Source organism: Achromobacter sp. 1011811831 (assembly GCF_059760905.1).
Genome location: NZ_JCBANG010000037.1, coordinates 1 through 25,776, shown reverse-complemented (window position 1 = coordinate 25,776; position 25,776 = coordinate 1). Strand labels below are relative to the sequence as shown.

The following is a 25,776-nucleotide window of genomic DNA, read 5'->3' as shown; positions in this document are numbered from 1 at the left end:
ACGCCAGTGCGCCGACCCCCGACCTGGAACGAAAGACAACTATCCCTCATCTCCGAGCCTGATGCAAAGGCATCATGACTCCCCTTGCTGCCGCCCCCCTTTCCCGTGACAACCGCGCGCCATCACCCCATCACCCTCCCTCCCGCCACATCCAGCGTCACCCCGGTGATCCACCCCGACGCCGACGACAGCAGGAACAAGGCCGCCGCCGCCACATCATCCACTTCCCCCAACCTTCCCAACGGAAACGCCGGCAGCATGGCGCGACGCTGCGCATCCGGCATGCGCAAGGCCGTCCTCTCGGTCAGCACCGCCGACGGCGACAGGCAGTTGACCCGCACGCCGGCCGGCCCCGCCTCCACCGCGGCGTGCCGCGTCAGCATGATGACCCCAGCCTTGGCCGCGCCGTAGCCCGCCGGCGCGCCCGAGGCCACGCGGCCGCCGGCCGAGGCCATTGTCACCGCGCTGCCCGCGCCGCGCGCGATCATGCCCGGCAGGAAGCATTGCAGCGTGAAGAACGTGGACGTCAGGTTGTTGTCGAGGCTGGAGCGCCAGTCCTGCTCGCTGATCTCGCCCAGGGGCTGCGGCCGGCCCGTGCCGCCGCCGGCGAAGGCCGCCAGCAGGTCCGGCTCGCCCCAGGCCTGGCGCAGTTCCCCGGCCATGCGCCGCGTGTCCGCCAGGCTGGCGCAATCGGCGGGCGCCGCCATGGCCTGGCCGCCGGCGTCCCGGATCGAGGCGACCACGGCCTGGATCGCCGCCTCGTCGCGGCCGTTGACGGCCACCTTCGCGCCGCTGGCCGCCAGGGCCCGGCACGTCGCCGCGCCGATGCCGCGCGAGCCGCCGGTCACCAGCGCGACCTTGCCGCGCAGGTCGGGATAGTGGGTGATCGTGGATGGAAGGGTCGTCATGGCCTGCGCTCCGATGTAGGGAAAGACGCAGCGTAGAAGCCGCCATGGCTATACTCAATTCATCGTTTTTTCGCTGATCCATAAATTTATTTATGTCATATCTGCTCTATCTGCGCAGCTTCGTCAGCGTCTACCGGCACAGTTCCATCTCGCGCGCGGCGTCCACGCTATCGCTGACCCAGCCCGCCGTGTCGCGCCATGTGAAGCTGCTGGAAGCCCATCTGGGCGCGACGCTGTTCACCCGGCTGCCGCGCGGGCTGGCGCCCACGCCCGCCGCGATCGAGCTGGAACGGCAGGCCGGTCCGCACCTGGACGTGCTGGAAGGTATGCTCGACGCGCGGGGCGAAGGCGGCGCGCTGGCCGGCGTCGCGCATGTCGGCGCCACCAGCGGCTTCATCGCGCTGCTGCTGCCGGCGCTGGCCGGCCTGCACCGCCGCGGCCTGCGCGTGGACCTGCGCGCCATGCCGCCGCCCGCCCTGCTGTCGGCGCTGGCCGAGCGCGTGATCGACGTGGCGGTGACGCCCGCGCGCATTCCGCACAAGGGCGTGGAATACCAGCTGCTGCATGAATGCCCGCAACAGCTGGTGTGCGCGCCCCAGTGGAGCGGCAGGCTGCCGAAAAGCGCCGCGCCCCGGGGCCTGCCGCTGATCGACCAGCAAGGCCCCGCCGCGCCGCTGGCGCCCTACTGGAAGCAGGTCTACGGGCGCGATCCCGACGCGCCGGCGCTGGTCCTGCCCGACTATCAGGCGGCGCTGGACGCGGCCCGCGCCGGCGCCGGGCTGGCCGTGGCGCCCGAATGCCTGTGCCGCGACGCCTTGCAGGCCGGGCAACTGGTCGCCGCGCCGCAGGCCCGACGTCCGCCGTCCTTCGCGCTGTACGCCGCGCGCCCCAAGGGGCCGCTGTCCGAACGCGCGCGCTACTGCCTGGAACGGCTGGCCGAGGCGGCGGCGCGCTGGTAGCGCCGGTCTTGCTGACAGGTCGCTGATACGACAACGAGAATAATTATTATTAATATAGAATCACGCCTGTCAGCCATCCCGAGCACCGGCAGTCCAGATGTCTCCGCTTCCGGCCCAGCGCCGGCTTCCTCGCCCTTTTCCCCTTACCCGCCGCGCGGCCGTCGCGCTGTCCGCGCTGCTGCTGACGATCGCGCTTGCCCTTGTGTGGCTCACGAGCGCACGCCAGCCCGCCGCGCCGCGCCCCGGCTTCGGCTTCGGCAAGGAAGCCGTGCCGGTCAGCGTGGCGCCGGCCACCAGCGGCCCCTTGCGCCTGGACCTGCATGCGCTGGGCACGATCACGCCGCTGGCGCGGGTCGTGCTGCGCGCCCAGGTCGACGGTGAACTTCAGGCGCTGCATTTCACGGAAGGCCAGGAGGTCCGCCCCGGCCAGTTGCTGGCCCAGATCGATCCGCGTCCCTACCATGCCGCGCTGGCCGTCGCCGAAGGCGAGCTGGCCCGCAGCCAGGCGCTGCAGGCGAACGCCGACATGGACCTGCGCCGCTACCGCGCGCTGGCGCGCAACGACGCCGTGGCCGGACAGAAACTGGACGCCGCCGAGGCCCAGGCGCGCATGACGGCCGCCCAGGTCGCGCGCGACCAGGCACGCGTGGACGAGGCCCGCCGCCAGCTCGCATTGACGCGCATCACCGCGCCGCAAGGCGGCCGTATCGGCCTGCGGCGGGTGGACGCCGGCAACCATGTGCGCGCCTCGGACGCCGACGGCCTGACCACGCTGGTGCAGACCCGCCCTATATCCGCCGTTTTCAGCATCCCGGAAACCCGGCTCGACGCGCTGCGCCGGGCGCAGGCCGGCGGCGCCGCGCTGCGCGTGCAGGCCTGGGACGCGGACGAACGGCGCATCGTCGCCGAAGGCACGCTGCAGGCGCTGGACAACCGTATCCAGGCCGCGACCGGCACCGTCAAGCTGCGCGCCCATTTCGACAACGCGGACGAGGCGCTGTTTCCGAACCAGTTCGTCAACATCCGGCTGGCCGTGGTGCAGCGGGAGGACGTGGTCTCCATTCCCTCGGCGGCCGTGCAGCATGGCGCCGAGGGCGCCTTCGTCTTCGTCATCGGCCAGGACCTGCGCGCCGCGCGCCGCGTGCTGGCGCTGGGCGCGGCCAACGCCGGCCGGGTCGAAGTCGCCTCGGGCCTGGCGCCCGCCGAGCGCGTGGTGGTGGAAGGCATAGACCGCCTGCATGATGGCAGCGAAGTGCTGATCGTCGAACAGCCCGGCTGAGGACGGCAAGCGCCATCTCGCCGCCTGCCTTTTTTCGCCGCCCTTTTTCGCCGCCCCATTCCCTTGCCCGCATGAGCCTCTCCCGCCCCTTCATCCAGCGCCCGGTCGCCACGTCCTTCCTGATGATCGCCCTGCTGCTGTCGGGCATCCTGGCGTGGCGGCTGTTGCCGGTGGCGGCGCTGCCGCAGGTGGACTACCCCATCATCCAGGTCTCGACGCAGTATCCGGGCGCCAGTCCCGCGATCACCGCGCGCGCCGTGACCGCGCCGCTGGAGCGGCGCTTCGGCCAGATTCCGGGCCTGAAGCAGATGTCCTCGTCCAGCGGCGGCGGCGTGTCGGTGATCACGCTGCAATTCTCGCTGGACGTGTCGCTGGGCGTGGCCGAGCAGGAAGTGCAGGCCGCCATCAGCGCCAGCGGCGCGCTGCTGCCGTCGGACCTGCCCGCCCCGCCGGTCTACCGCAAGGTCAACCCGGCCGACGTGCCCATCCTGACGCTGGCCGTGACCTCGGAATCGCTGCCGCTGCCGGCGGTCTACGACCTGGTCGACACGCGCATGACCCAGCGGCTGGCGCAGCTGTCGGGCGTGGGCATGGTCAGCCTGGCGGGCGGCCAGCGCCCGGCGGTGCGGGTGCAGGCCAATCCCATGGCGCTGGCCGCGCGCGGGCTGCAGCTGTCCGACGTGCAGCAGGCGATCGCCAGGGCCAACTCCAACCAGCCCAAGGGCAGCTTCGACGGCCCGGTGCGCTCCGTCATCATGGACGCCAACGACCAATTGAAGAGCGCGGCCGAGTACCGCGAGCTGATCGTGGCCTGGCGCGACGGCGCGCCGCTGCGGCTGGGCGAGGTTGCCACCGTGGAGGACGGCGCCGAGGACCGCTACCTGGCCGCCTGGGTCGACCGCCAGCCGGCCGTGCTGGTCAACATCCAGCGCCAGCCCGGCGCCAACGTGATCGCGGTGGCCGACCAGGTCAAGGCGCTACTGCCGCAGCTCACGGCCAGCCTGCCGGCGGCGGTAAGCGTCAGCGTGCTGACCGACCGCACCGACAGCATCCGCGCCTCCGTGCGCGGGGTGCAGCGCGAGCTGGTCTTCGCCGTGGCGCTGGTGGTGCTGGTGACCTTCCTGTTCCTGCGCAACCTGCCGGCCACGCTGATCCCCAGCCTGGCGGTGCCGTTGTCGCTGATCGGCACCTTCGGCTTCATGCACCTGGCCGGCTTCTCGACCAACAACCTGACGCTGATGGCGCTGACCATCGGCGCCGGCTTCGTGGTGGACGACGCCATCGTCATGCTGGAGAACATCGCGCGCTATCGCGAACAGGGCCACAGCCCCATGAGCGCCGCGCTCAAGGGCGCGGGCCAGATCGGCTTCACGCTGGTGTCGCTGACGCTGTCGCTGATCGCCGTGCTGATCCCGCTGCTGTTCATGGAGGACGTGGTGGGCCGGCTGTTCCGCGAATTCGCGGTGACGCTGGCGGTGGCCATCCTGATCTCGCTGGCGGTATCGCTGACGCTCACGCCCATGATGTGCGCGCGGCTGCTGCCCGCGCACCCGCCGCGTCCGCCCGGCCTGCTGGACCGCCTGCAGGCGCGCTATGCGGACTGGCTCGACCTGACGCTGCGCCACCGCCGCCTGACGCTGGCCGCCATGCTGGCCACCGTGGCCCTGACCGGCCTGCTCTATCTGATCGTGCCCAAGGGCTTCTTTCCCGTGCAGGACGGCGGCGTGCTGCAGGGCGTGACCCAGTCGGCGCAGAGTTCGTCCTTCGACGCCATGGCGCGCCGCCAGCAGGCGCTGGCCAACGCCCTGCTGGCCGATCCCGACGTGCAAAGCCTGTCGTCCTTCATCGGCGTGGACGGCATGAACAGCACGCTCAACACCGGCCGGCTGCTGATCAATCTGAAGCCCTGGTCCGAGCGCGGCTCGGCGCTGCCGGCCATCATGGCGCGGCTGGACGAGCGCGCGCGCGAGGCGGGCGGCATCTCGCTGTACCTGCAGCCGGTGCAGGAACTGAATATCGAGGACCGCGTCAGCCGGGGCCAGTACCAGTTCAGCCTGACCTCGCCGGATGGCGCGCTGCTGTCGCGCTGGACCGCCGCGCTGCTTGAACGGCTGCGCCAGTCGCCGGCCATCGCCGGCATTTCCTCGGACCTGCAGGACGGCGGACGCCAGGCCTATCTGCAGGTCTCGCGCGACGACGCCGCGCGCCTGGGGCTGACCATGGACGACGTGGCGCAGGCGCTCTACAACGCCTTCGGCCAGCGCCAGGTCGCCACGCTCTTCACCCAGTCGAACCAGTACCGCGTGGTGCTGGAGGTGGACCGCCGCCTGGCCGCCAGCCCCGCCGCGCTCGAACGCATCTACCTGAAAAGCGCGGACGGCCAGGCCATTCCGCTGTCGGCGCTGGCCACGGTCAGCGAGCGCGCCACGCCGCTGGCCGTGAACCATCTGTCGCAGTTCCCCGCCGCCAATCTCTCGTTCAGCCTGCCGCCGGACGGCTCGCTGGGCGAGGCCATCGCCGCCATCGAGGCCGCGCGCGCAGACATCGCCATGCCGCCCAGCGTCGAGCTGCGCCTGCAGGGCGCGGCGGCGGCCTTCCAGGCCTCGCTGTCGAACACGCTGTGGCTGATGCTGGCGGCCGTGGTGACCATGTACCTGGTGCTGGGCATGCTCTATGAAAGCGCCATCCACCCGGTCACCATCCTGTCCACCCTGCCCTCGGCGGCGGTGGGCGCGCTGCTGGCGCTGCTCCTGACCGGCAGGCCGCTGGACCTGATCGCCGTCATCGGCATCATCCTGCTGATCGGGCTGGTCAAGAAGAACGGCATCATGATGGTGGACTTCGCGCTGGAGGCCGAGCGCTCGCGCGGCCTGCCGCCCGAGGCCGCGATCCGCGAGGCCGCGCTGCTGCGGCTGCGGCCGATCCTGATGACCACGCTGGCGGCGCTGTTCGGCGCGGTGCCGCTGATGCTGGCCACGGGCTCGGGCGCGGAACTGCGCCAGCCGCTGGGCTGGGTCATGGTGGGCGGGCTGCTGGTCAGCCAGGTGCTGACGCTGTTCACCACGCCCGCCGTGTACCTGTTCTTCCACCGCCTGGGCCGCCGCGCCGCGCCCGCCACGTCCTCGCCTGAATCCGCGGGCGGCGAAACGCCATGATCCGCGCGCTGCTGCACCGCCCCGTCGCCTGCGTGTTCCTGGCGCTGGCGCTGACGCTGCTTGGCGCCGTGGCCTGGCGGCTGCTGCCGGTGGCGCCGCTGCCGCAGGTGGATTTCCCCACCATCGAGGTGCGCGCCAGCCTGCCGGGCGCCAGCCCCGAGAGCATGGCCAGCACGGTGGCCGCGCCGCTGGAGCGCGCGCTGGGCGGCATCGCCGGCGTCAGCGCCATGACCTCTTCCAGCAACCAGGGCGCCACCCGCGTGCAGCTGCAGTTCGACCTGGATCGCGACATCCACGAGGCCGCGCGCGACGTGCAGGCCGCCATCAACGCGGCGCGCGCCGACCTGCCCTCGGGCATGCCGGGCAATCCCACCTACCGCAAGGTCAACCCGTCGCAGGCGCCCATCATGGCGCTGGCGATCAGCTCGCCGACGCGGCCGGCCGGCGATCTCTACGACCTGGCCTCGACCGTGCTGGCGCAAAAGATCTCGCAGGTCCAGGGCGTGGGCGAGGTCACGCTGGGCGGCAGCTCGCTGCCGGCCGTGCGGGTGCAGGTCAATCCGAATGCGCTGGCGCACTATGGCATCGCGCTGGACGAGGTGCGCCAGGCCATCGCCGGCGCGGCGCCGATGCGGCCGCAAGGCCTGATCGAGGCGCCCGGACGCCGCTGGGAAGTGGCGACGCAGGAGCAGCCGCGCAAGGCCGCCGACTACGACGGCCTGGTGCTGCGGCACCAGGACGGCGCGGTGACCCGGCTGTCGCAGGTGGCGCGCGTCAGCGACTCGGTCGAGAACCGCTACAGCAGCGGTTTCCACAACCGCAACCCGGCGGTGGTGCTGACCATCAGCCGCCAGCCCGGCGCCAACATCATCGAGACCATCGCCGCCATCGAGGAAGTGCTACCCGGCCTGCGCGCGCTGATGCCGGCCGATGTGGACCTGACCGTGGTGCTGGACCGCTCGCCCGGCATCCACGCCACGCTGCGCGAGGCCCATGTCACGCTGGCGCTGGCCGCCGGGCTGGTGATCCTGGTGGTCTGGCTGTTCCTGGGCAGCGCGCGGGCCGCCGCCATCCCCAGCGTGGCCATCCCGGTCAGCCTGGTGGCCACCTTCGCCGTCATGTACCTGTGGGGCTTCTCGCTGAACAACCTGTCGCTGATGGCGCTGATCGTGGCCGCCGGGCTGGTGGTCGACGACGCCATCGTGGTGCTGGAGAATATCTCGCGCCACCTGGAACGCGGCCTGTCGCCGCAACGCGCCGCGTTGCGCGGCCTGCGCGAGGTCGGTTTCACGCTGGCCGCCATGACGCTGGCGCTGTCGGTGGTGTTCGTGTCGATCCTCTTCATGGGCGGGCTGGTCGAGCGGCTGTTCCGCGAGTTCTCGATCACGCTGGTCGCGGCCACGCTGATCTCGCTGCTGGTGTCGGTCGCCATCATTCCCGGCCTGTGCGCGCGCTGGCTCAGGCCGCCCGCGCCCAAGCCGCCGGACGAACGCAAGCCCGGGCTGGCCGCCGTCCGGCGGCTGTTCACGCGCCTGCATGACGCCTATGGCCGCAGCCTCTGGCGCGTGCTGGGCCATGCTCGCGCCACGCTGTTGCTGCTGGCCGCCGTGATCGGCTTGAACATCTACCTGTACGCCCAGTCGCCCAAGGGTTTCCTGCCGGTGCAGGACACCGGCCAGCTGATGGGCTTCGTGCGCGGCGACGACGGTTTTTCGTTCCAGGTGATGCAGCCCAAGATAGACCAGTACCGCCAGCTGGTGCTGCGTCATCCGGCGGTGCGGGACGTCATAGGCTACAACGGCGGCAGCCTGGGCATCAGCAATTCGCTATTCCTGATCCGTCTCAAGCCGGCCGCCGAGCGCAAGGAATCGTCCAGCCAGGTCATCGACTGGCTGCGCGCCAACGCGCCGCCCGTGCCGGGCGGCATGTTCTTCCTGAACGTGGACCAGGACCTGCGCATGCCCGGCGGCTTCGGCAATTCGGGCGACCACGAACTTGCCATCATGGCCAGCGACGTGCCGGCGCTGCGTGAGTGGTCGCGCGCCATCTCGCGCGCGCTGCGCGAGGTGCCCGAACTGCGGGACGTGGACGCCGTCGGCGACGCCGCCACCCAGCAGGTGGTGATCGACATCGACCGCGCCGCCGCCCGCCGCCTGGGCGTGGACATGGACACGGTCAGCAGCGTGCTCAGCAACTCCTTCAGCCAGCGCCAGGTCGCCACGCTGTACGACCCGATGAACCAGTACCGCGTGGTGCTGGAGCTGGATCCGCGCTACACCGAGGATCCGGACGTGCTGGAGCAGGTGCATGTGATCGCCGCGGACGGCGCGCGCGTGCCGCTGACGGCCTTCGCCAGCTACCGCCATGGGCTGGTCAACGACCGCGTCTTCCACGACGGGCTGTTCGCCGCCGTGGGCATCGGTTTCTCGCTGTCGCCGGGCCTGTCGCTGGAACAGGGCCTGGCGGCCATCGACGCCGCCATGGCGCAACTGATGGTGCCGTCCCACATCCAGGTGCGGCTGGGCGGCGATGCGCGCAGCTTCCAGAAAAGCCTGCAGGACCAGCCCTGGCTGATCCTGGCCGTGCTGGTCGCGATCTATCTGGTGCTGGGCATCCTGTACGAGAGCCCGCTGCACCCGCTGACCATCCTGTCCACCCTGCCCTCGGCCGGCGTGGGCGCGCTGCTGGCGCTGCGCCTGGCGGGGCTGGAATTCAGCCTGATCGCGCTGCTGGGCCTGTTCCTGCTGGTCGGCGTGGTGATGAAGAACGCCATCCTGATGATCGATTTCGCCATCGGCCTGCAGCGCCGCCAGGGACTGGCGCCCGAGCAGGCCATCCACCGCGCCGCCATGCTGCGCCTGCGCCCCATCGTCATGACCAACCTGGCCGGGCTGCTCGGCGCGCTGCCGCTGGTGCTGGGCATGGGCGAAGGCTCGGAACTGCGCCGTCCGCTGGGCATCGCCATCGTCGGCGGACTGATGATCAGCCAGTTCCTGACGCTCTACACCACGCCGATCGTGTATCTGGCGCTGGAGCGGCTGCGCGGGCGCCTGCGCCGCGCGCCGACGCCCGCGGCGGCTTCCGGGCGAAAGTGACGGGACGGCCAGGCGCGACGAGTGTGGCCGTGCCGAGGGGCCCGCCTGACGAGCCGGTTCAGTCCGCGCCCACGCCCAGCTGATACAGCGCGTACAGCGGCACGCCGGCCAGCGCGCGAAACAGCGGCCCCAACACCGAGTACGGCAGGCCATAGCCTTCCATCATCTTGTGCGCGGCGATCAGCCGCAGGCGCGGATGCGCCGCCGCCAGCTGGGCCTGCTTGCGCGGTCCCCAGTGGAACTGGGCGCCCGTATGCTTGACCGAGCTGTGCAACTTCGCGCGCCCGGCCACCAGCCAGCACATGGCGTCGAAGGCAAGTTCCGAGCCGGGCGGCGCGTGCTGGCCGAACAGGCGCAGCAGCGCCTGCATCTGCTCGGGCTTCAGATACATCGCCACGCCCTCCGCCATCAGGAATACCGGCGCGCCGGCGCCGTCCAGCGGCAGGCCCAGCGCGGGCCACCATTGCGGGTCGGCCAGATCCAGTTCGCGCAGCGCATGGCGTTCCATGGCCGGCGGCAGCAGCTCACGACGCAGCGCCAGCACTGGCGGCAGGTCGGCATCGATCATGCGCGCCCGCCCGTTGTCCAGCCACTGGAAATAGTCGCTCAGTCCGCAGCCCAGGTTCACCACCAGCCCGTCCGGCACGCGCGCCAGGAAGGCGCTCGCCAGCTCCCTGAAACGCCGCGTGCGCGCCAGGATGCCGTACACGCTGTGGCGGTCCCGCAGCCAGCGCGCGCCGTCGTCGCCCATGCACAGCAGCATGCGGCCCGCGTGCGCGTCCTGCACCGCCAGCTCGGGAAACAGCGTATCGCCCAGTGCGCGCGCCGCCAACGGGATGCGCAGCGTTTCACTGACATCCGACAGGCGCTCGCGCCTGTCCGGAGCCGGGGCGGCCGCCGGTCGTGGGTTTTTCGCGATCGATTCCTGCATGTACTGCTCCCGTCCAAAGTCGGATGCAAGCAGTATAAATAGGAATTATTCTCTTTTGTGAAATTCGTGGCGGGATCGCCGCCCCGGTGTCACGCCGCGCGGCGTGACCGCTCCAGGTACTGCGTCACCGCCTCCTGGTCCCCCGCGAACACGATGCGCGAGGCCTTCTGCTGGCGCTGGTAGACATACATGGGATCGTAGTATTCCGACAGCAGCCCCTCGATCCATCCCAGGTGTCCCGCCACGCCCAGGCCCAGCGCCTGGCCGCGCAGCGCCTCGTCCATGATGGCCGCGAGACGCTTGTGGCGCTCGCCGCCCAGCCGCCTGGCGATGTTGTCCAGGCTCTGGCGCAGCCGTTGCGCGAACAGGGCCTGGCCCTGCTCCGGGCCGTGGGCCGCCGCGAATTCGGCGCTCAGGTCGATCACGTAGTCGCGCAGGATGCGCTGCTTGCGGTTCTCCAGGCTGTCCTCCAGCCACACCAGGCCATGGCGCTGCATGCCCTGGTACAGCGCGGGCGGCAGGCTGCAGCTGCCCACGGCCTGGCCCTCGTCCTCGACCACGAAGCGCGCGTGGCCGGCGGCGCGTTTTCTCAGGATGTCGATCGCCAGCGCGTTGTCGAAATTGATCTGCGTGGGCTGGCCGCTCACGCGCTTGCCGAAGCTGGAGCCGCGATGATTGGCGTGCCCTTCCAGGTCCAGCGCGTCGTCCAGCCGGTGCAGCACCTCGGTCTTGCCGGTGCCGGTCATGCCGCCCAGCACCAGGAAGCCGCATTCGGCGATGGCGCGGTCCAGCGTGTCCAGCAGGAAGCCGCGCATGGCCTTGTAGCCGCCGGTCACGCGCGGATAGGCGATGCCGGCCTCGTCGCGCAGCCATTGCTGCACGATCTGCGAGCGCAGGCCGCCCCGGAAACAATACAGGTAGCCGTCCGGATGCGCCTGCGCGAACGCGGCCCAGGCGTCGAGGCGGGCTGCCTTGACGGCGCCGCCGACCAGGCGGTGCCCCAGCTCGATGGCGGCCTGCTGGCCGCGCTGCTTGTAGCAGATGCCCACCAGCTCGCGCTCTTCGTCCGTCATCAGCGGCAGGTTCGCGACGCCGGGAAACGCGCCCTTGGCGAACTCGACGGGCGCGCGGGCGTCCATCATGGGCACGTTGTGGAGGAAAAGATCGCGGTAGTTGCTGGTGTCTGCGCGCATGGCCGTCAAACCGCGCGCGACGATGCGGGCGGACAGGGAAACCTGGGGATTCTAAACCAGACGCCCGGCCCGCCCTTGCGCCGCGCCATCCTGAGCGCGGCCGGCCCGGCACCGGCGCGCGCGCAGCCGCTCAAGCCTCGTAGCGCTTGCCCGCCGCCAGCAGTTCCGGCGTGCCGATCATCGCGTTCAGGCCGTCGAAGTCCAGCATGCGGTCGCGCCAGGGGGCCGTGGTGCCGTGCTGGCGCAGGCTGCCGTAGTAGCCCGCCAGCGTGTGGGCCACGGCGCGCGCCGTGCCGCCCGGAAAGATGACGATGCCGAATCCCAGCGCGGCCAGTTCCTGGGCGCTTTGCACCGGCGTCTTGCCGCCCTCGACCATGTTGGCCAGCAGCGGCGCGCGATCGGCGAAGCGACCGCAGGCCGCCCGCATCTGTTCGCCGCTGCGCAGGGCCTCGATGAACAAGGCATCCGCGCCCGCCTCCAGATAGCGCTCGGCCCGATCCAGCGCGGCGTCCAGCCCCTCCGAGGCCAGCGCGTCGGTGCGCGCCAGGATCAGGGTCTCGCGCGACTGGCGCGCGTCCACGGCGGCGCGCAGCTTGCCGCACATCTCGGCGGCCGGCACCACGGACTTGCCGTCCAGGTGGCCGCAGCGCTTGGGAAAGGTCTGGTCCTCCAGCTGGATCATGGCCGCGCCGGCCCGCTCCAGCCCGCGCACCGTGCGCTGCACGTTCAGGGCATTGCCGAAACCGGTGTCGGCGTCGACGATGATGCGCGCCCGGACCCGCTCGGCGATGCGCGCCAGCGCGTCCTCGACCTCGCTGTACGTGGTCAGGCCCACATCGGAACGGCCCAGCCGCGTATAGGCGATGGACGCGCCGGACAGGTACAGGGCCTGGAAACCGGCCTGCTCGGCGGCCAGCGCCGACAAGGCGTCGTACACGCCCGGCGCGAGGACCGGGCCCTGGGCCAGCTGTTTACTCAAGGTGTTCATGCCTGGATGCCTCCATGAACGTGGATGCCTGTATGAAAGTCATGCGCATGCCTGTGGCCGCCCGGCGCTACGGAGTCGGCTCATCGGCCAGCGCCATGCCCGCGATCCCGGCGGCTGTCGCGGCGGCGATATGGCCGCCCGCGATGGCGCTGAGCAGGCCGTTGCCCGACAGATAGCCCGCCACGTCGTTGCCCGACACGCCGCGCGCCGCGCCGCCCGCCGCCATCAGGTTTGGAAACAGGCCGCCGTCCGCCCGCCGCACGCGGCAACGCGCGTCGATGTCCAGCCCGCCCTGGGTATGGAACAGCGCGCCGGTGACCTTGACCGCGTGATACGGCGCGGACAAGGCGCGCGTGAAGCAGCGCCCATGGACGTCCGGCGCATCCCTTGCCACCGACCGCAGCGTGTCGGCCAGCGCCCGCGCATCGCAACCGATCAGCGCGGCCAGCGCCGGCACGTCGTCGGCCGTGCGCAGCGCGCCCGCCGCGCGCGCCGCCTGGAAATCGGGAAAGTCCCGCACCAGCGCCAGCGCCTGGTCATCGAACACGTTCCAGGCCACGCCGTCCGGCTGCGCGAGCACGCGCACCGCCGCTTCCGAATAGCCCTGGGTCTCGTCATGAAAGCGCCGGCCCAGGCGATTGACCTGCACGCCGCCATCCATGATCACGGCCCAGGACACCAGCGCGCCCTGCGGCGTGGCCCAGGAGCCGTGCCCCTGGTAGGCCCCCATGTCGGCCAGGCCCGCGCCCAGCTCCCGTCCCCAGCGCACCGCGCTGCCGTCGTTGCCGGCGTGGCCGCCATAGACCGCGTCCGCCATGGCCGGCAGATGCTCGCGCACCATGGCGGCATTGCCGCCAAAACCGTTGCAGGCCAGGATGAGCGCGTCGCAGCCGATATGCTCGCGCGTCCCGTCCGGCCGTTCGCAGGCCACGGCCGTGATACGACCCAGCCCGTCGTGCCGCAGCTCGCGCGCCAGCGTGCGCGTCAGCACCAGCGCGCCCGCGTCCGCCGCCGCCTGTCCCAGCGCGGCCATCAGCGCCTGGCCCGAGCGCTGGCGCAGCGTGTGCATGCGAGGGGCGCGATGGCCGGGATACAGGAAGCCGTCCAGCAGCTCGAAGCACAGCCCGGCCCGTTCCAGCGCGTCGATGGCGGCCGGCGCGGCCCGGGCATAGGCTTGCACCAGATGCGCGGCGGCGGCGCCGCCGGTCTTGGCCTGGATGTCGGCGGCGAAGTCCTCAACGCTGTCCGCCACGCCAGCGGCGCGCTGCACGCGCGAGCCTGCCGCCGGGATGAAGCCCGACGACAGCGCGGTGGACCCGCCCGGCACGGCGTCGCGCTCGATCACCACGCATTCCACGCCCGCCCGCGCCAGCCGGATGGCGGCGGTCAGGCCGCAGGCGCCGCCGCCGATGATGAGCACGGGCAGCGACAGCTCCGGCTCGGCTTGCGCTTCGGGCTCGCTCATCGGGCGAGCCCCGCGATGAAGTCCTCGCAGGCGCGCAGCTCCGCCACGCTGCGCAGGTCGGCCAGCGCGGCATCGTGCAACGCCGGCGTCGGCGCGGCGCAGCCGTCGGCCAGCACCGTGACGTGGTAGTCGCGCATGTGGGCGTCGCGCGCCGTGCTAGCCACGCCGCCGTTGGTCACGATGCCGCAGATGGCCACGCGCTCGATGCCGGCGCGCCGCAGCACCCAGTCCAGCTGCGTATTGAAAAAGGCCGAATAGGCGACCTTCCAGACGGCCACATCGACCAGACCGTCCAGCTCGGCCACGCAGGCGTGGCCCGGGCCGCCGGCGGCGAAATCGCCGCGCCCCAGGAACGGCCGCAGCCGGCGCAGATGCGGCGAGATCATCGGCTCGCCGGCCGCGTCGGGCCACAGCGTGAACTGGCTGGCGGCGACGAAGCCGCCGGCGGCCTTCAGGGCGCGCGCCACCGACGCCACGCGGGGCGGCAGCGCGCGCGCCTCGGCCGAGACCGCGCCGCCTCGGTCATAGGCGCCGCCGGGCGCGAGGAAGTCGTTCTGCAGGTCGATGACGATCAAGGCGGTGGATCGGGCGTCGGACATGGTGTGCTCCTGTTTCATCGCCGGACCGTTCCGGGATGGAAGATGCTGCCCCCGCAGGGGCGCCGGGCATCGTGTGGATGCGTCATGGCTGGCGGCGGATCAGCAGATTGCCCAGGCGGTCGACACGGCCGACGAAGCCGGGCTCGATCCAGATCGTGGTGTCGGGCTGTTCCAGGATGGCCGGGCCGGCCACTTCCGCGTCGACGGGCAGCGCCAGTCGCTCGTAGCGCGCCGCGTCCCACCATTGCCCGGCGTGATAGACGGCCTGCGCACCCAGCGGCGCGGGCATCGCGCCGCCGACCGGCGCCAGCACCGCCAGGTCGAACTTTGGCCGCATGCCGATGCGCGCATAGCGCAGGTTCAGCACGCGCACCGGCATGCCGTCCAGGCTGCGGCCGTAGGCGCGACGATAAGCGGTCTCGAAGGCGGCGGCGATGCCCGCGCGCGTCAGCGCCTGGCGCTCGACCGGCACGTTCACCGTATGGCTCTGGCCGGCGTACAGCATGTCCAGCTCGATGCGCTCGCGCACGCCCTCGAAGGCCACGCCGGCCGAGTCCAGCCGCTGCTGGCAGCTGTCGGCCAGGGCCTCGACGCGGCGCGTCAGGTCGGCCTCGTCCAGGCCCGCCAGCGTGGTGTTCAGCGTCTGCACGCTGTCGTGGCGCATGTCGGCCATGACGCAGCCCAGCGCCGAGGTCACGCCCGGAAAGCGCGGCACGATGCCCTGCAGGCAGCCGACCTCGCGCATCAGCGCGCAGACGTGCAGCGCGCCGCCGCCGCCAAAGGGCATGTAGGCGAACTTGCGCGGATCGTGGCCGCGCTCGATGGACACCACGCGGATCGCGCCGGCCATCTTGGCGTTGGCCACCGTCAGGATGGCCTCGGCCGCCGCGTGCGGGTCCAGGCCCAGCGGCCGGCCCACGTGCTCGTCGATGGCCGCGCGCGCGCGTTCGCCGTCCATCCGCGCCAGCAGCCCGCCGCCCAGCGGCCGGTCGGCCGCGATGCGGCCCAGCAGCACATTGGCGTCGGTGACGGTGGGCCGCGTGTTGCCCCGGCCATAGCAGGCCGGCCCCGGGTTGCTGCCTGCCGATTCCGGACCGACCTGCAGCAGGCCGCCGGCATCCACGCTGGCGATCGAACCGCCGCCCGCGCCTATGGTCTCGATCTGTATCATCGGCGCGCGCACCACCATGCCGAACTCGATCGCGGTCTGCGCCGCCAGCGAGACCTCGCCGCCAGCCACCAGCGACACGTCGAAGGAGGTGCCGCCCATGTCGCCCGTGACCACGTCCGGCAGGCCGGCCGCGCGCGCGATGGCGGCGCAGGCGATGACGCCCGCCGCCGGGCCGGACAGCGCCGTGCGCACCGGCACGTCGCAGGCGGTTTCGCGCGACATCACGCCGCCGTTGCTCTGCACCACCAGCAGCTCGCCCGCGAATCCGTGACCACGCAGGTCTTGTTGCAGCCGGGTCAGGTAGTTGCCCACCACCGGTTGCAGGGCGGCGTTGAGCGTGGCCGTCGAGCAGCGCTCGAACTCGCGGATCTCGGGCAGCACCTCGGTCGCGGCGGTGACGTGGCCGTTGGGCCAGATCTCGCGCACCCGCGCCACGGCGCGGGCCTCGTTGGCCGGATTGGCATAGGCATTGACGAAGAACACGCAGACCGCCTCGCAGCCGCGCGCCAGCAGCTCGCGCGCCGCCGCCTCGACCTGGTCCAGGTTGACCTCGGTATGGATCGCGCCGTCGGCCAGCACGCGCTCGTCGACCTCCAGCCGCAGGTCGCGCGGCACCACGGGCTCGTAGCCGCCGCGCAGGCCCCAGGTCTGCGGCCGGTCGCGCCGGCGCATCTCCAGCACGTCGCGAAAGCCCGCCGTGGTGATGATGCCGGTGCGTGCCACCTTGCGTTCCAGCAGCGCATTGGTGCCGACCGTGGTGCCGTGCACGATGGTGGCGATGGCGCCCGCGCCCTCGGCCGCGCGGCCGATACCGTTCATGAAGCCGCGCGCTTCCTCGCCGCGCGTGGAAGGCACCTTGATCACGCGCGCCTCGCCGGTATGCTCATCGAGCACGAACAGGTCCGTGAACGTGCCGCCCACGTCCACGCCCACCACCAGGGATTGTTGCGTCGTCGCCATCGTCATGCCCTTCCCTTTTCCCGCGCGGCGTCCGCGCCGCTCACATAGCCCATGTCGCGGTCGCGCTGGCGCGCCGCCTCGCTGCGCTGCTCCGGCGGTCCGTAGCCGCCGCCGCCCGGCGTTTCCAGCCGCACCCGTTCGCCGCGCTTGAGCGCGATGCCCAGCATCTTGGAGGTCATGGGCGGCGCCAGCCACTGCCCGTCCTGCTGATAGCGGAACACGTTCGATGCCGCCGGCTCGCCGCCGGCCACGCCCTTGGGGCTGCTGCGGCCGCGCTCGCCGAAGATGAAGGCCTCGGCGCTGTCTTCCAGCAATTCGATTTCGTAGATGGCGCCCAGGCCGCCGCGATGCCTGCCGTCGCCGGCCGAGTTGGGCCGCAGCGCCCATTGGGTGAAGCGCACCGGATAGGCGGCCTCCAGGATCTCCAGCGGCGGAATCGTCGCCGTGGAGATCGGCGCGTTGCCGTGGCTCAGGCCGTCGCCCGCGCTATGGCCGCCGTGGCCGCCGCCGAAGAAGCTGAACATGACCCAGCGCTGCCCCTGGCGCGCCGCGTCGCTGCGGTAGCCGGCGATGGACAGCGCGTTGATGGTGCCGTAGGCCTGGGCCGGCGCGCGCCCGGGCGCGGCCTGGGCCACGGCGCAGAAGATCACGTCGATCATGCGCAGGATGGTCTCGGTATAGCCGCCCACCGGGCGCGGCCGTTCCGCCGAGATCAACAGGCCGTCGGGCAGCGTCACCGTCACCGCGTCCAGCACGCCGGCATTGGCCGGCACGTCCGGAAATACGTGCTTGAGCGCCACGTAGCAGGCGGCCACGGCGGTGGCGCGCGAGATATTGACCGGGCCGGCGCAGGCCGGCGAGGTCTCGGAGAAATCCAGTTCCAGCCGTTCACCGCTCACGCGCAGCCGCAGGGCGATGGTCAGCTCGGCGTCCTTGACGCCGTCGTTGTCCAGCGTGTCGCGGTAGCGGTACTCGCCGTCCGGCAGGCTGGCCACGTGGGCCAGCATCAGGCGCCGGGCGCGCTCGCGCAGCGTGTCCAGCGCGGCCCGCACGGTGTCGTCGCCGTACTCCTGCAACAGGTCGTCGAGCCGGCCCGCGCCCAGTTCCAGCGCGGCCAGCTGGCCGTTCAGGTCGCCCCACAGGCTGTCGGGCAGGCGCGAATTGGCCTTCAGGATGGCCAGCACGTCCTCGTCCAGCACGCCGCCGCGCACCATGCGCACCGGCGGGATCTGCACCGCCTCCTGCCAGCACTCGGTCGCGGCCGGGTTGTAGTTGCCGGGCACCGCGCCGCCCACGTCATGCCAGTGCGCGGCCGAGGCCAGGTAGCAATACAGCTCGCCGCCCCGGAACACCGGGCGCACCAGCTTGAAGTCGTTGGCGTGGGTGCCGCCGTCGTAGGGATCGTTCAGGATCCACACGTCGCCGTCCCGCATGCCGCCACGCGCCTGGGCGGCGCGGGCGGCGGCCTGGACCGCGAAGGACATGGCGCCCACGAACACCGGCAGGCCGGACTTGCCCTGCACCAGCGTGGCGCCGCTGGCGGCGTCGTACAGGCCGTGGCAGGCGTCGTGCGCCTCGGCGATGATGGGATTGAAGGCGCTGCGGTACAGGGTCGCGTCCATTTCGTCGGCGATCTGTTCCAGCCGGCCGTTGAGCACGGCCAGGGTGACGGGGTCTAGCATGATGGCAGTTCCGGTTCGTCAGGATTCGTTGGCATTGCCCGGAGCCAGCCCGGCTTGCGGCCGGGCCCCCTTTTGCAGCGCCTTCAGTTGATTGAGCAGGCCGCCCGCCCGCACCATGTCCAGCAGGAAGTCCGGCAGCGGCTCGCAAGCCAGCGCCTCGCCGTCCTGGCGATGGATGCGGCCGGCGTCCGGGTCCAGGCTGACGCGTTCGCCTTCGGCCAGCCGGGCGGCATGCGGGCAGGTCAGCAACAGCAGGCCGACGTTGAAGGCGTTGCGGAAGTACAGGCCGTTGTAGGACGGCGCCACCACCGCCGCCACGCCCAGCCGGACCAGGGCGGCCGCGGCCTGTTCGCGCGAGGAACCGATGCCGAAGTTGGGCCCGGCCACCAGCACGTCGCCGGGCCGCACGCCGGCGGCGAAGTCCGGCCGCACGCGCTGCAGGCAATGGCGCGCGATCTCGTCGATGCCGAACTTCATGTAGGCGCCCGGGGCCAGCGCATCGGTGTCGATGTCTGCGCCCACCCGCCAGACGCGGCCATGCTGGCTCATTGCAGCACCTCCCTGGGATCGATGATGCGGCCCGCGGCCGCCGCGGCGGCCACGCTGTAGGGCGAGGCCAGGTAGACCTGGGCGGTCTCCGAGCCCATGCGCCCCTTGAAATTGCGCGCCGTGGTCGAGATGACCGTGGCGCCGTCGGGAATCGAGCCGCCATAGCCGGCACAGGCGCCGCAAGACGTGGGCAGCAGCTGCGCGCCCGCCTCCAGCAGCGTCTGCAGCACGCCCTCGCGCTCGGCATCTTTCTGGTCGCGCAGGCTGGCGGGCGCCACCATCAGCTTGACGCCCGCCGCCACGCGGCGGCCGCGCAGCACGGCGGCGGCGGCGCGCAGATCGTCCAGCTTGGCGCCGGTGCAGGCGCCGATGTAGGCCGCCTGCACCGCCACGCCCGCGTAGGCGTCCACGTCCGCCGCATTGGCGGGGCTGTGCGGGGCGGCCACCTGCGGCGCCAGCGCGGCGGCGTCGAAATCGTGCCACTCGGCGTCGGCGCCGGGGTCGCTCTGCCAGTGCGCGATATCGAGCGGTCCCCGCACGCCGGCCTCGCGCAGCCAGGCCTCGGTGGTGGCGTCGGGCGCCACCAGGCCGACCTGCGAACCCAGCTCGGCGCTCATGTTGGACAGCGTCATGCGCTCCTGCATGGACAGCGCGCGCACCGCCTCGCCGCAGAACTCCACGGCCTGGTAGCGGCCGCCGTTCATGCCCAGGCGGCCGATCATGCGCAGCATCATGTCCTTGGCGGTCACGCCCGCGCCCAGCCGGCCGTTCCAGCGCATCATCAGCGTGCGCGGCACGCGCACCCAGATGCCGCCGGTGACGGCCACGCCCAGCATCTCGGTGCTGCCGATGCCGAACATGTAGGCGCCGAAGGCGCCGCCGGTGGGCGAATGCGAATCGCCGCCGACGCAGAACATGCCGGGCCGCAGATGCCCGCCCTGCGGCAGCACCACGTGGCAGATGCCCTGACTGTCGTAGACATTCGGCAGTTGCTCGCGCACGGCCCATTCCCGCGCGATGCGCACGATGCGGCGCGATTCCTCGTCGGACTCCGGCACGTAGTGGTCGATCACCAGCACCACCTTGGCGGGATCCCACAGCCTGGCGCCGACCTCGCGCAACATCGGTTCGAGCCGGCGCGGGCCGCTGGAGTCATGGAACATGGCCAGGTCGACGCGGCAGGTGACGATCTCGCCCTCGGCCACCGTCTCGCGCCCGCAGGCGGCGGCGATCAGCTTCTGGGCCAGGGTCTGCGGGACGGCATCCCCGCCCTCGCCCGCCCGGACCACGGCGCGCAAGGCGGCGGAGGGACTGATCGGATCCATGGCTACATCCCCAGATAGGCGCGGCGCACGTCGTCGCTGGCCATCAATTCGGCGCAGGATCCGCTGTGGCGGATCGCGCCCTCTTCCAGCACATAGGCGCGCTGCCCGGTTTCCAGCGACTGGCCCACGTTCTGCTCCACCAGCAGGATGGACAGCCCGGCGCGGTGCAGGCGGGCAATCAGCGCGAACAGTTCCTCGACCATCAGCGGCGACAGCCCGAGCGAAGGCTCGTCCAGGATCAGCAGCCGAGGCTCGGCCATCAGGCCCCGGCCGATGGCCAGCATCTGCTGTTCGCCGCCGGACATGGAGCCGGCCAGCTGGCCCAGGCGCTCGCGCAGACGGGGAAAGGTGTCCAGCACCTGTTCCAGATTGGCCGCGCGCCGGGCGCGCGCCCGCGCATAGGAGCCCAGCTCCAGGTTCTCGCGCACGCTCAGGTTGGGAAATACCCGCCGCCCCTCCGGCACCTGGATCAGGCCGGCGCGCACCACGTCGCGGTAGTGGCGGCCGGTCAGGTCCGAGCCGTCGAAGCGCACGCTGCCGCCCCAGGGCCTGACCAGTCCGCACAGGGTATTGTTGAGCGTGGACTTGCCCGCGCCATTGCTGCCCAGCAGCACCACGATCTCGCCCTGGCCCACGCTCAGGTCCACGCCGCGCAGCACTTCCGTGCGGCCGTAGCCGGCACGCAGGCCTTGCACTTCCAGCAAGCCGCTCATCGTCCCGCCTCCGCCCGTCCCGCGCCGCCCTGCCCGGCCAGGCGCGCGGCCGCGCCATGCCCCAGGTAGGCCTCCACCACCGCCGCGTCGCGCGTCACCTGCGCCGGCGTGCCCTGGGCGATGAGCCGGCCCTGCGCCAGCACCCAGACCTGCTCGGCCAGGCTCATGACCGCGCGCATCACGTGCTCGATCATCAGCACGGTCACGCCATCCGCCGCCAGCTGCCGCACCACGGGAATCATCTCGTCGATCTCGGCCGGATTCAGGCCCGCCAGCACCTCGTCCAGCAACAGCAACCGGGGCCGGGTGGCCAGCGCGCGCGCCAGCTCCAGGCGCTTGCGGCCGCACACGGTCAGGTCGGCGGCGGGCTTGTCCAGCTGCGCGCCCAGGTTGACGCGGCGCGCGATGGCCTCGGCGGCTTCCAGCGCGTCGGCCCGCCCCGGCAGGCGCAGGTGCGCGCCGACGGCGATGTTCTCGCGCACGGTCTGCGCGCCGAAAGGCTGCACGATCTGGAAGGTGCGCGCCATGCCCAGCCGCGCGGCGCGCTGCGGCGCCATGCCGGTGATGTCCCGGCCGTCGAACAGCACCTTGCCCTGATCCGGGCGCAGAAAGCCCGACAGCAGGCCGAACAGCGTGGTCTTGCCCGCGCCGTTGGGACCGACCAGCGCGCTGATGCTGCCGGCCGGCACCGCCAGGCTGACGTCCTGCACGGCCTTCAGGCCGCCGAAGCTGATGGATAGCGCCTGTGCTTGCAGCAGCATGTCATTTCTCCAGCGCGCGGCGCGCGGGCCGCTTGAACAGCCGCGCCGCCGATTGGCCGCAGCCGCTGATGCCGCGCGGGGCGAAGGTCACTATCAGGATCAGCACCACGCCGTAGATCACCATGCTGATGCCGGGCAGCTCGCCGAACAGGTTGCGCGTCAGGTCGGCCAGCGCGTGCAGCGCCAGCGCGCCCAGCACCGGTCCCCACAACGTGCCCATGCCGCCGACGATGGCGCCCACCAGCGCCTCGACCGACACGGCCGGGCCGAAGGCGATGGCCGGGTCGATGTACTGAAACACCTGCACATAGAAGGCGCCGGCCGCGCTCATGAAGGCCGCCGACAGCGCGATGCCGCCCAGCTTCACGCGCAGCGGATCGACGCCGATGGCGCGCGCCGCGTCCTCGTTGTCGCGTACGGCCTGCAGATAGGCGCCGAAGCGCGAGCGGCGCAGCCAGGCCGTGACGGCCAGCGCCAGCAGCACGAAGGCCAGGATCAGGTAGATGTAGCCGTGGCGGCTGGGGAACTGCATATTGGCCGCGACTTCGCGCAAGGGCAGCATCAGGCCGACGCCGCCGCCGGTGAATGACACGCTGGTCGCCACGATGCGCAGCACCTCGGCGAAGGCCAGCGTGACCAGCGCGAAGTAGGAGCCGCGCAGCCCGTAGCGGAACGTCAGCCCGCCCACGGCCAGCCCCGCCGCCATGCCCAGCGCGATCGCACAGGGCAAGGTAAGCCAGGGATTCCAGCCCAGCGACAGCTGGCCCAGCGCCTGGGCATAGGCGCCCACGCCGAAGAACAGCGCATGGCCGAAGGACAGCTGGCCGCCGTAGCCGCCCAGGATGTTCCAGGCCTGCGACAGCAGCGCCGCGTACAGCGACATCATGATGAAGGTCAGCAGCACGCCCGATTGCGTGACGCCGGTGACGGCGACCACGGCCAGTCCGAACAGGATAATGGCGCCGGCGTCTTTCAGGCCCGTGTTCATGCTTTCCCCCCGAACAGCCCCTGCGGGCGGAACAGCAATACCAGGATGAAGATGGCGAAGATGCCCATCTGGCCCAGCGAATCCCCCAGGAACAGCCCGCCCAGCGACTCCACCACGCCGATCAGCAATCCGCCGGCCAGCGCGCCGGCGAAGCTGCCCATGCCGCCCAGCACCACGATGGTGAAGGCCACCAGCACGAAGCCGCCGCCGACCTGCGGATTGACGTAGTACGCCGGCAGCAGGAAACAGGCGGCCGCGCCCAGGCAGGCCATGCCGATGCCGAACGACAGCGCGTAGACCCGTTCCACGTCGATGCCCATGAGCCGGGCGCCCTGCTTCTCGCGCGCCACCGCGCGGATGGCGCGGCCCAGGTCGGTGCCCCGGATCAGCCACAGCAGGCAGGCGGCCACGGCCAGCGCGCCGCCGAACGCGATCAGCTTGGGCAGCGCGATCAGCGCCGGCCCGATCTCGACCGTCGACAGCGCATAGGGCGTGTCGATGCTGCGCGTGTCGGACTTGAACCAGACCAGCGCCAGGTTCTCCAGCACGATGGACAGCCCCAGCGTGACCAGCAGGATGTTCTCGTCCTTGCCATGGCTGGCGCGGTTGATCACCAGCCGCTGCAGCAGGTAGCCCAGCGCGAACATGCCCGCCATCACCAGCGGCAGCGCCGCGTAGGGATCCAGGCCCAGCCGCTGGTTGAGCAGGTAGACCGCGTACAGCGCCACCATCAGCGCCGCGCCATGGGCGAAGTTGATGATGTGCAGCACGCCGTAGATCAGGGTCAGGCCCAGCGCCACCAGCGCATACACGGCGCCGGTGGTCAGGCCGTTGAGCACGGCGCTGAACAGGATGGCGGGATCCAGCGGCATCGCGTCAGGCCTTCACGGGGAACTGCGCGTCCGCCTGCCGGTACTCGGGCGGGATGATGACCTGGATGTCGCCGCCCAGGACCTGCGTCAGCAAGGGCCGCGCGCCGGTGTTCTGGCCGTCGACGAAACGGGTCGGGCCGTAGGGCATCAGATGGTCGGAGAACGCGCTGGCCGCCAGCGCCTCGATGATGGCGGCGCGGTCGGCCGATTTCGCCCGTTCCAGCGCGTCCGCCAGCAGGAACATGCTGGTGTACGTCATGAACACTTCGTAGCTGAAGTAGGCGCCCTTCTGCTCCACCCGCGCCTTCAGCGGCGCCACTCGCGCGTCCTTGGGGTTGAACCAGTGGTTGCAGTCGATGATGCCGTGGGCCACATCGGGATATTCCTTGAGGAACTTGTAGCTCGACGCCGCCCCGCCCAGCACCGAATAGATCGCCTTGGGCTGCACCTTCTGCTGCTTCATGGCGCGCAGCAGCAGCGCGTATTCGTTGTAGTAGTTGGCCGGGATCACGATGTCCGGATTGACCGAGCGCATGCGCAGCACGATGTTGTTGAAGTCGCGCGTCGGGTTCGGGTGCTTGATGACCTCATTCACCTCGAAGCCGTGCTCGGGCAGCGACTTGGACAGCAGTGCCGCCGTGCCCGCGCCGAACAGCGAGTCCTCGTGCACGATCATGACCGTGCGCGCCGGCTTGCCGGCGGCCTGGTTCAGCGCCGCCAGGTCCTGGATGGCGCGCTCGGTACAGCTGCGGTAGCCCGGCCCGAAGCGAAAGGTGTTCTTCAGCCCGCGCTCGACGATCTGGTCGGCCACGCCCACGTCGACCACATGGGGCAGCCCGTGGCGCGCGGCGGTCTGCGTGGTCGCCAGGCAGATCGCCGAGGCATAGGCGCCGACCACGGCGGACACGCCGGCCGCCGCCATCTTCTCGACCTCGGCCGAGCCCGCTTCGGGACGCGACTGCGCGTCGCCCAGCACCGCTTCCAGCGGCGCGCCGCCCAGCGACTTGATGCCGCCAGCCTTGTTGATGTCCTCGATGGCCAGCAGCGCGCCCAGCCGGCATTGCTGGCCCGAGTAGGCTAGCGCGCCCGTCACCGGATGCAGCACGCCGACCTTCACGGCGGGCGCGGACTGGCCGCGCGCGATCCAGGGCGCGGACAACAGGGCCGCGGCGGCGGCGGATTGGGTCAGGAAATGACGGCGCGTGTTCATGGCGAATCTCCGGGATGGGATCAATGGAATTGGGCCGACAGCTCTTCGCTGACCCAGACCTTGGCGTCGATGCCGCCGACGCGCGAGAGTTGCAACTGATATTGGTAGCGATCGGGCCGGTACAGGCCCTGCAGCAGCTGCACCGGACGTTCCTTGACGTCGCGCACCAGGCGCGTCACGGCCAGCAGGGCCGAGCCCACGGCCACGTCCAGATGCGGCGCGACCTGCGCATCGGCCAGCCGGGCGCTGATGGTCTGCGTGGCGCCGCCGAACTCGACGCCGGCCGACTCCAGCAGCATCAGCAAGGGCTGGCGCTCCAGGTCCTCGCGCGTGAAGGCGGCGACGGCCAGCGGCACATAAGTAGTGATGTAGGACAAGGGGCCGGCCTCGGTGCTGCGCACCCGCAGGCTCTTGATCACCGGCTCGCCCGGCGCGATCTCCAGCGCCTCGGCCACCGCCGGCGGCGCGCCGACCTGGACGCAGTCCAGCACGCGCACGGCGGTGCGCAGGCCCATGTTGACGATGTTCTCCATCAGGCCGGTCAGCTGCGCCTTCTGCGCCGCGCGCGGGCGCGGCGCGGTAGCCGACGCGGCCGGCGCGCTGCGCGGCCAGGTGCCCAGTCCGGGCCGGCGCGACACCAGCCCGTCGGCCACCAGCATCTCCATCGCCTTGCGGATGGTGATGCGGGCCACGCGGAACTGCGCGGCCAGCGCGTGCTCGCCCGGCACGCCGTCCACGTCGTAGCGCCCTTCCTGCAACTGCTCGCGCAGCACAAGGTAGATCTGGTGGTACTTCGGCAGCGGCATCGCGGTATCCATGCCGCGAACTCTAGAAGTGTCCTAATGTATGGTCAATAGAACAAATGCGCGTATGGGTTGTTCCATCGGGAAAATACCGAGACCACGGACCAACCCGACCCCGGTTGCAGACCGACGGGCCCGGGCCGGCGACCGCCGGCCCGGGCGGCTTCAGG

Annotated in this window: 20 protein-coding genes; 4 read left to right on the top strand and 16 right to left on the bottom strand. The window is 71.4% G+C overall.

Translation table 11 applies throughout. The features are described 5' to 3' along the window. Window positions 1-122: 122 nt before the first annotated feature. The gene (locus AC6LJ9_RS15665; protein ID WP_498148271.1) at window positions 123-908 is read right to left on the bottom strand and encodes an SDR family NAD(P)-dependent oxidoreductase; all 786 of its coding nucleotides are present in this window, start codon (window positions 906-908) and stop codon (window positions 123-125) included. A gap of 92 nt (window positions 909-1,000) precedes the next feature. On the opposite strand from AC6LJ9_RS15665, the gene AC6LJ9_RS15660 reads away from it, so the two are divergent. The 4 genes from AC6LJ9_RS15660 (at window position 1,001) to AC6LJ9_RS15645 (ending at window position 9,396) form a co-directional block, all read left to right on the top strand. After that, a complete protein-coding gene (locus tag AC6LJ9_RS15660; RefSeq protein WP_498148270.1) occupies window positions 1,001-1,867 on the top strand; it encodes a LysR family transcriptional regulator in 867 nt (288 codons plus the stop codon). 97 nt (window positions 1,868-1,964) lie between these two features. Next, window positions 1,965-3,146, top strand: coding sequence for an efflux RND transporter periplasmic adaptor subunit (locus AC6LJ9_RS15655; RefSeq protein ID WP_498148269.1), 1,182 nt, complete (start codon window positions 1,965-1,967; stop codon window positions 3,144-3,146). 71 nt (window positions 3,147-3,217) lie between these two features. After that, window positions 3,218-6,301: a multidrug efflux RND transporter permease subunit gene (locus AC6LJ9_RS15650; RefSeq protein WP_498148268.1), complete on the top strand. Its 3,084-nt coding sequence runs from the start codon at window positions 3,218-3,220 to the stop codon at window positions 6,299-6,301. Continuing rightward, window positions 6,298-9,396, top strand: coding sequence for an efflux RND transporter permease subunit (locus AC6LJ9_RS15645; RefSeq protein ID WP_498148267.1), 3,099 nt, complete (start codon window positions 6,298-6,300; stop codon window positions 9,394-9,396). The genes AC6LJ9_RS15650 and AC6LJ9_RS15645 overlap by 4 nt, the downstream gene beginning before the upstream one ends. Before the next feature lie 58 nt (window positions 9,397-9,454). Here the strand turns inward: AC6LJ9_RS15645 and AC6LJ9_RS15640 are convergent, their stop codons facing one another. From AC6LJ9_RS15640 to AC6LJ9_RS15570, 15 genes are all read right to left on the bottom strand, one after another. Next, complete coding sequence (locus AC6LJ9_RS15640; protein WP_498148266.1) at window positions 9,455-10,327, bottom strand: class I SAM-dependent methyltransferase; 873 nt, start codon at window positions 10,325-10,327, stop codon at window positions 9,455-9,457. Between the two features lie 89 nt (window positions 10,328-10,416). Next, entirely contained in the window at window positions 10,417-11,520 is a 1,104-nt protein-coding gene (gene mnmH, locus AC6LJ9_RS15635; RefSeq protein WP_498148265.1) for a tRNA 2-selenouridine(34) synthase MnmH, read from the bottom strand. Window positions 11,521-11,650: 130 nt separating this feature from the next. After that, window positions 11,651-12,508: an isocitrate lyase/PEP mutase family protein gene (locus tag AC6LJ9_RS15630; protein WP_498148264.1), complete on the bottom strand. Its 858-nt coding sequence runs from the start codon at window positions 12,506-12,508 to the stop codon at window positions 11,651-11,653. Between the two features lie 67 nt (window positions 12,509-12,575). Then, entirely contained in the window at window positions 12,576-13,973 is a 1,398-nt protein-coding gene (locus tag AC6LJ9_RS15625; RefSeq protein ID WP_498148263.1) for an FAD-dependent oxidoreductase, read from the bottom strand. Beyond that, the gene (locus AC6LJ9_RS15620; RefSeq protein ID WP_498148262.1) at window positions 13,970-14,572 is read right to left on the bottom strand and encodes a cysteine hydrolase family protein; all 603 of its coding nucleotides are present in this window, start codon (window positions 14,570-14,572) and stop codon (window positions 13,970-13,972) included. Before AC6LJ9_RS15620 ends, AC6LJ9_RS15625 begins: the two co-directional genes overlap by 4 nt. A gap of 82 nt (window positions 14,573-14,654) precedes the next feature. Continuing rightward, the gene (locus AC6LJ9_RS15615; protein ID WP_498148292.1) at window positions 14,655-16,703 is read right to left on the bottom strand and encodes a hydantoinase/oxoprolinase family protein; all 2,049 of its coding nucleotides are present in this window, start codon (window positions 16,701-16,703) and stop codon (window positions 14,655-14,657) included. Window positions 16,704-16,705: 2 nt separating this feature from the next. Next, a complete protein-coding gene (locus tag AC6LJ9_RS15610; RefSeq protein ID WP_498148261.1) occupies window positions 16,706-18,385 on the bottom strand; it encodes a hydantoinase B/oxoprolinase family protein in 1,680 nt (559 codons plus the stop codon). 18 nt (window positions 18,386-18,403) lie between these two features. Beyond that, window positions 18,404-18,934: a LeuD/DmdB family oxidoreductase small subunit gene (locus AC6LJ9_RS15605; RefSeq protein WP_498148260.1), complete on the bottom strand. Its 531-nt coding sequence runs from the start codon at window positions 18,932-18,934 to the stop codon at window positions 18,404-18,406. Then, window positions 18,931-20,259: a 3-isopropylmalate dehydratase large subunit gene (locus tag AC6LJ9_RS15600; protein ID WP_498148259.1), complete on the bottom strand. Its 1,329-nt coding sequence runs from the start codon at window positions 20,257-20,259 to the stop codon at window positions 18,931-18,933. The genes AC6LJ9_RS15605 and AC6LJ9_RS15600 overlap by 4 nt, the downstream gene beginning before the upstream one ends. A 2-nt stretch (window positions 20,260-20,261) precedes the next feature. Next, complete coding sequence (locus AC6LJ9_RS15595; protein WP_498148258.1) at window positions 20,262-20,972, bottom strand: ABC transporter ATP-binding protein; 711 nt, start codon at window positions 20,970-20,972, stop codon at window positions 20,262-20,264. Beyond that, window positions 20,969-21,733 carry an ABC transporter ATP-binding protein gene (locus AC6LJ9_RS15590; protein WP_498148257.1) on the bottom strand — a complete coding sequence of 255 codons (765 nt, stop codon included), beginning with the start codon at window positions 21,731-21,733 and terminating at the stop codon, window positions 20,969-20,971. The genes AC6LJ9_RS15595 and AC6LJ9_RS15590 overlap by 4 nt, the downstream gene beginning before the upstream one ends. Window position 21,734: 1 nt before the next feature. Then, on the bottom strand, window positions 21,735-22,721 hold the full coding sequence (locus AC6LJ9_RS15585; RefSeq protein WP_498148256.1) for a branched-chain amino acid ABC transporter permease: 987 nt from the start codon (window positions 22,719-22,721) through the stop codon (window positions 21,735-21,737). Continuing rightward, on the bottom strand, window positions 22,718-23,593 hold the full coding sequence (locus AC6LJ9_RS15580) for a branched-chain amino acid ABC transporter permease (RefSeq protein ID WP_103274238.1): 876 nt from the start codon (window positions 23,591-23,593) through the stop codon (window positions 22,718-22,720). Before AC6LJ9_RS15580 ends, AC6LJ9_RS15585 begins: the two co-directional genes overlap by 4 nt. Before the next feature lie 4 nt (window positions 23,594-23,597). Beyond that, complete coding sequence (locus tag AC6LJ9_RS15575) at window positions 23,598-24,803, bottom strand: ABC transporter substrate-binding protein (protein ID WP_498148255.1); 1,206 nt, start codon at window positions 24,801-24,803, stop codon at window positions 23,598-23,600. A gap of 20 nt (window positions 24,804-24,823) precedes the next feature. After that, window positions 24,824-25,621, bottom strand: coding sequence for a GntR family transcriptional regulator (locus AC6LJ9_RS15570; protein ID WP_498148254.1), 798 nt, complete (start codon window positions 25,619-25,621; stop codon window positions 24,824-24,826). Window positions 25,622-25,776: the final 155 nt, after the last annotated feature.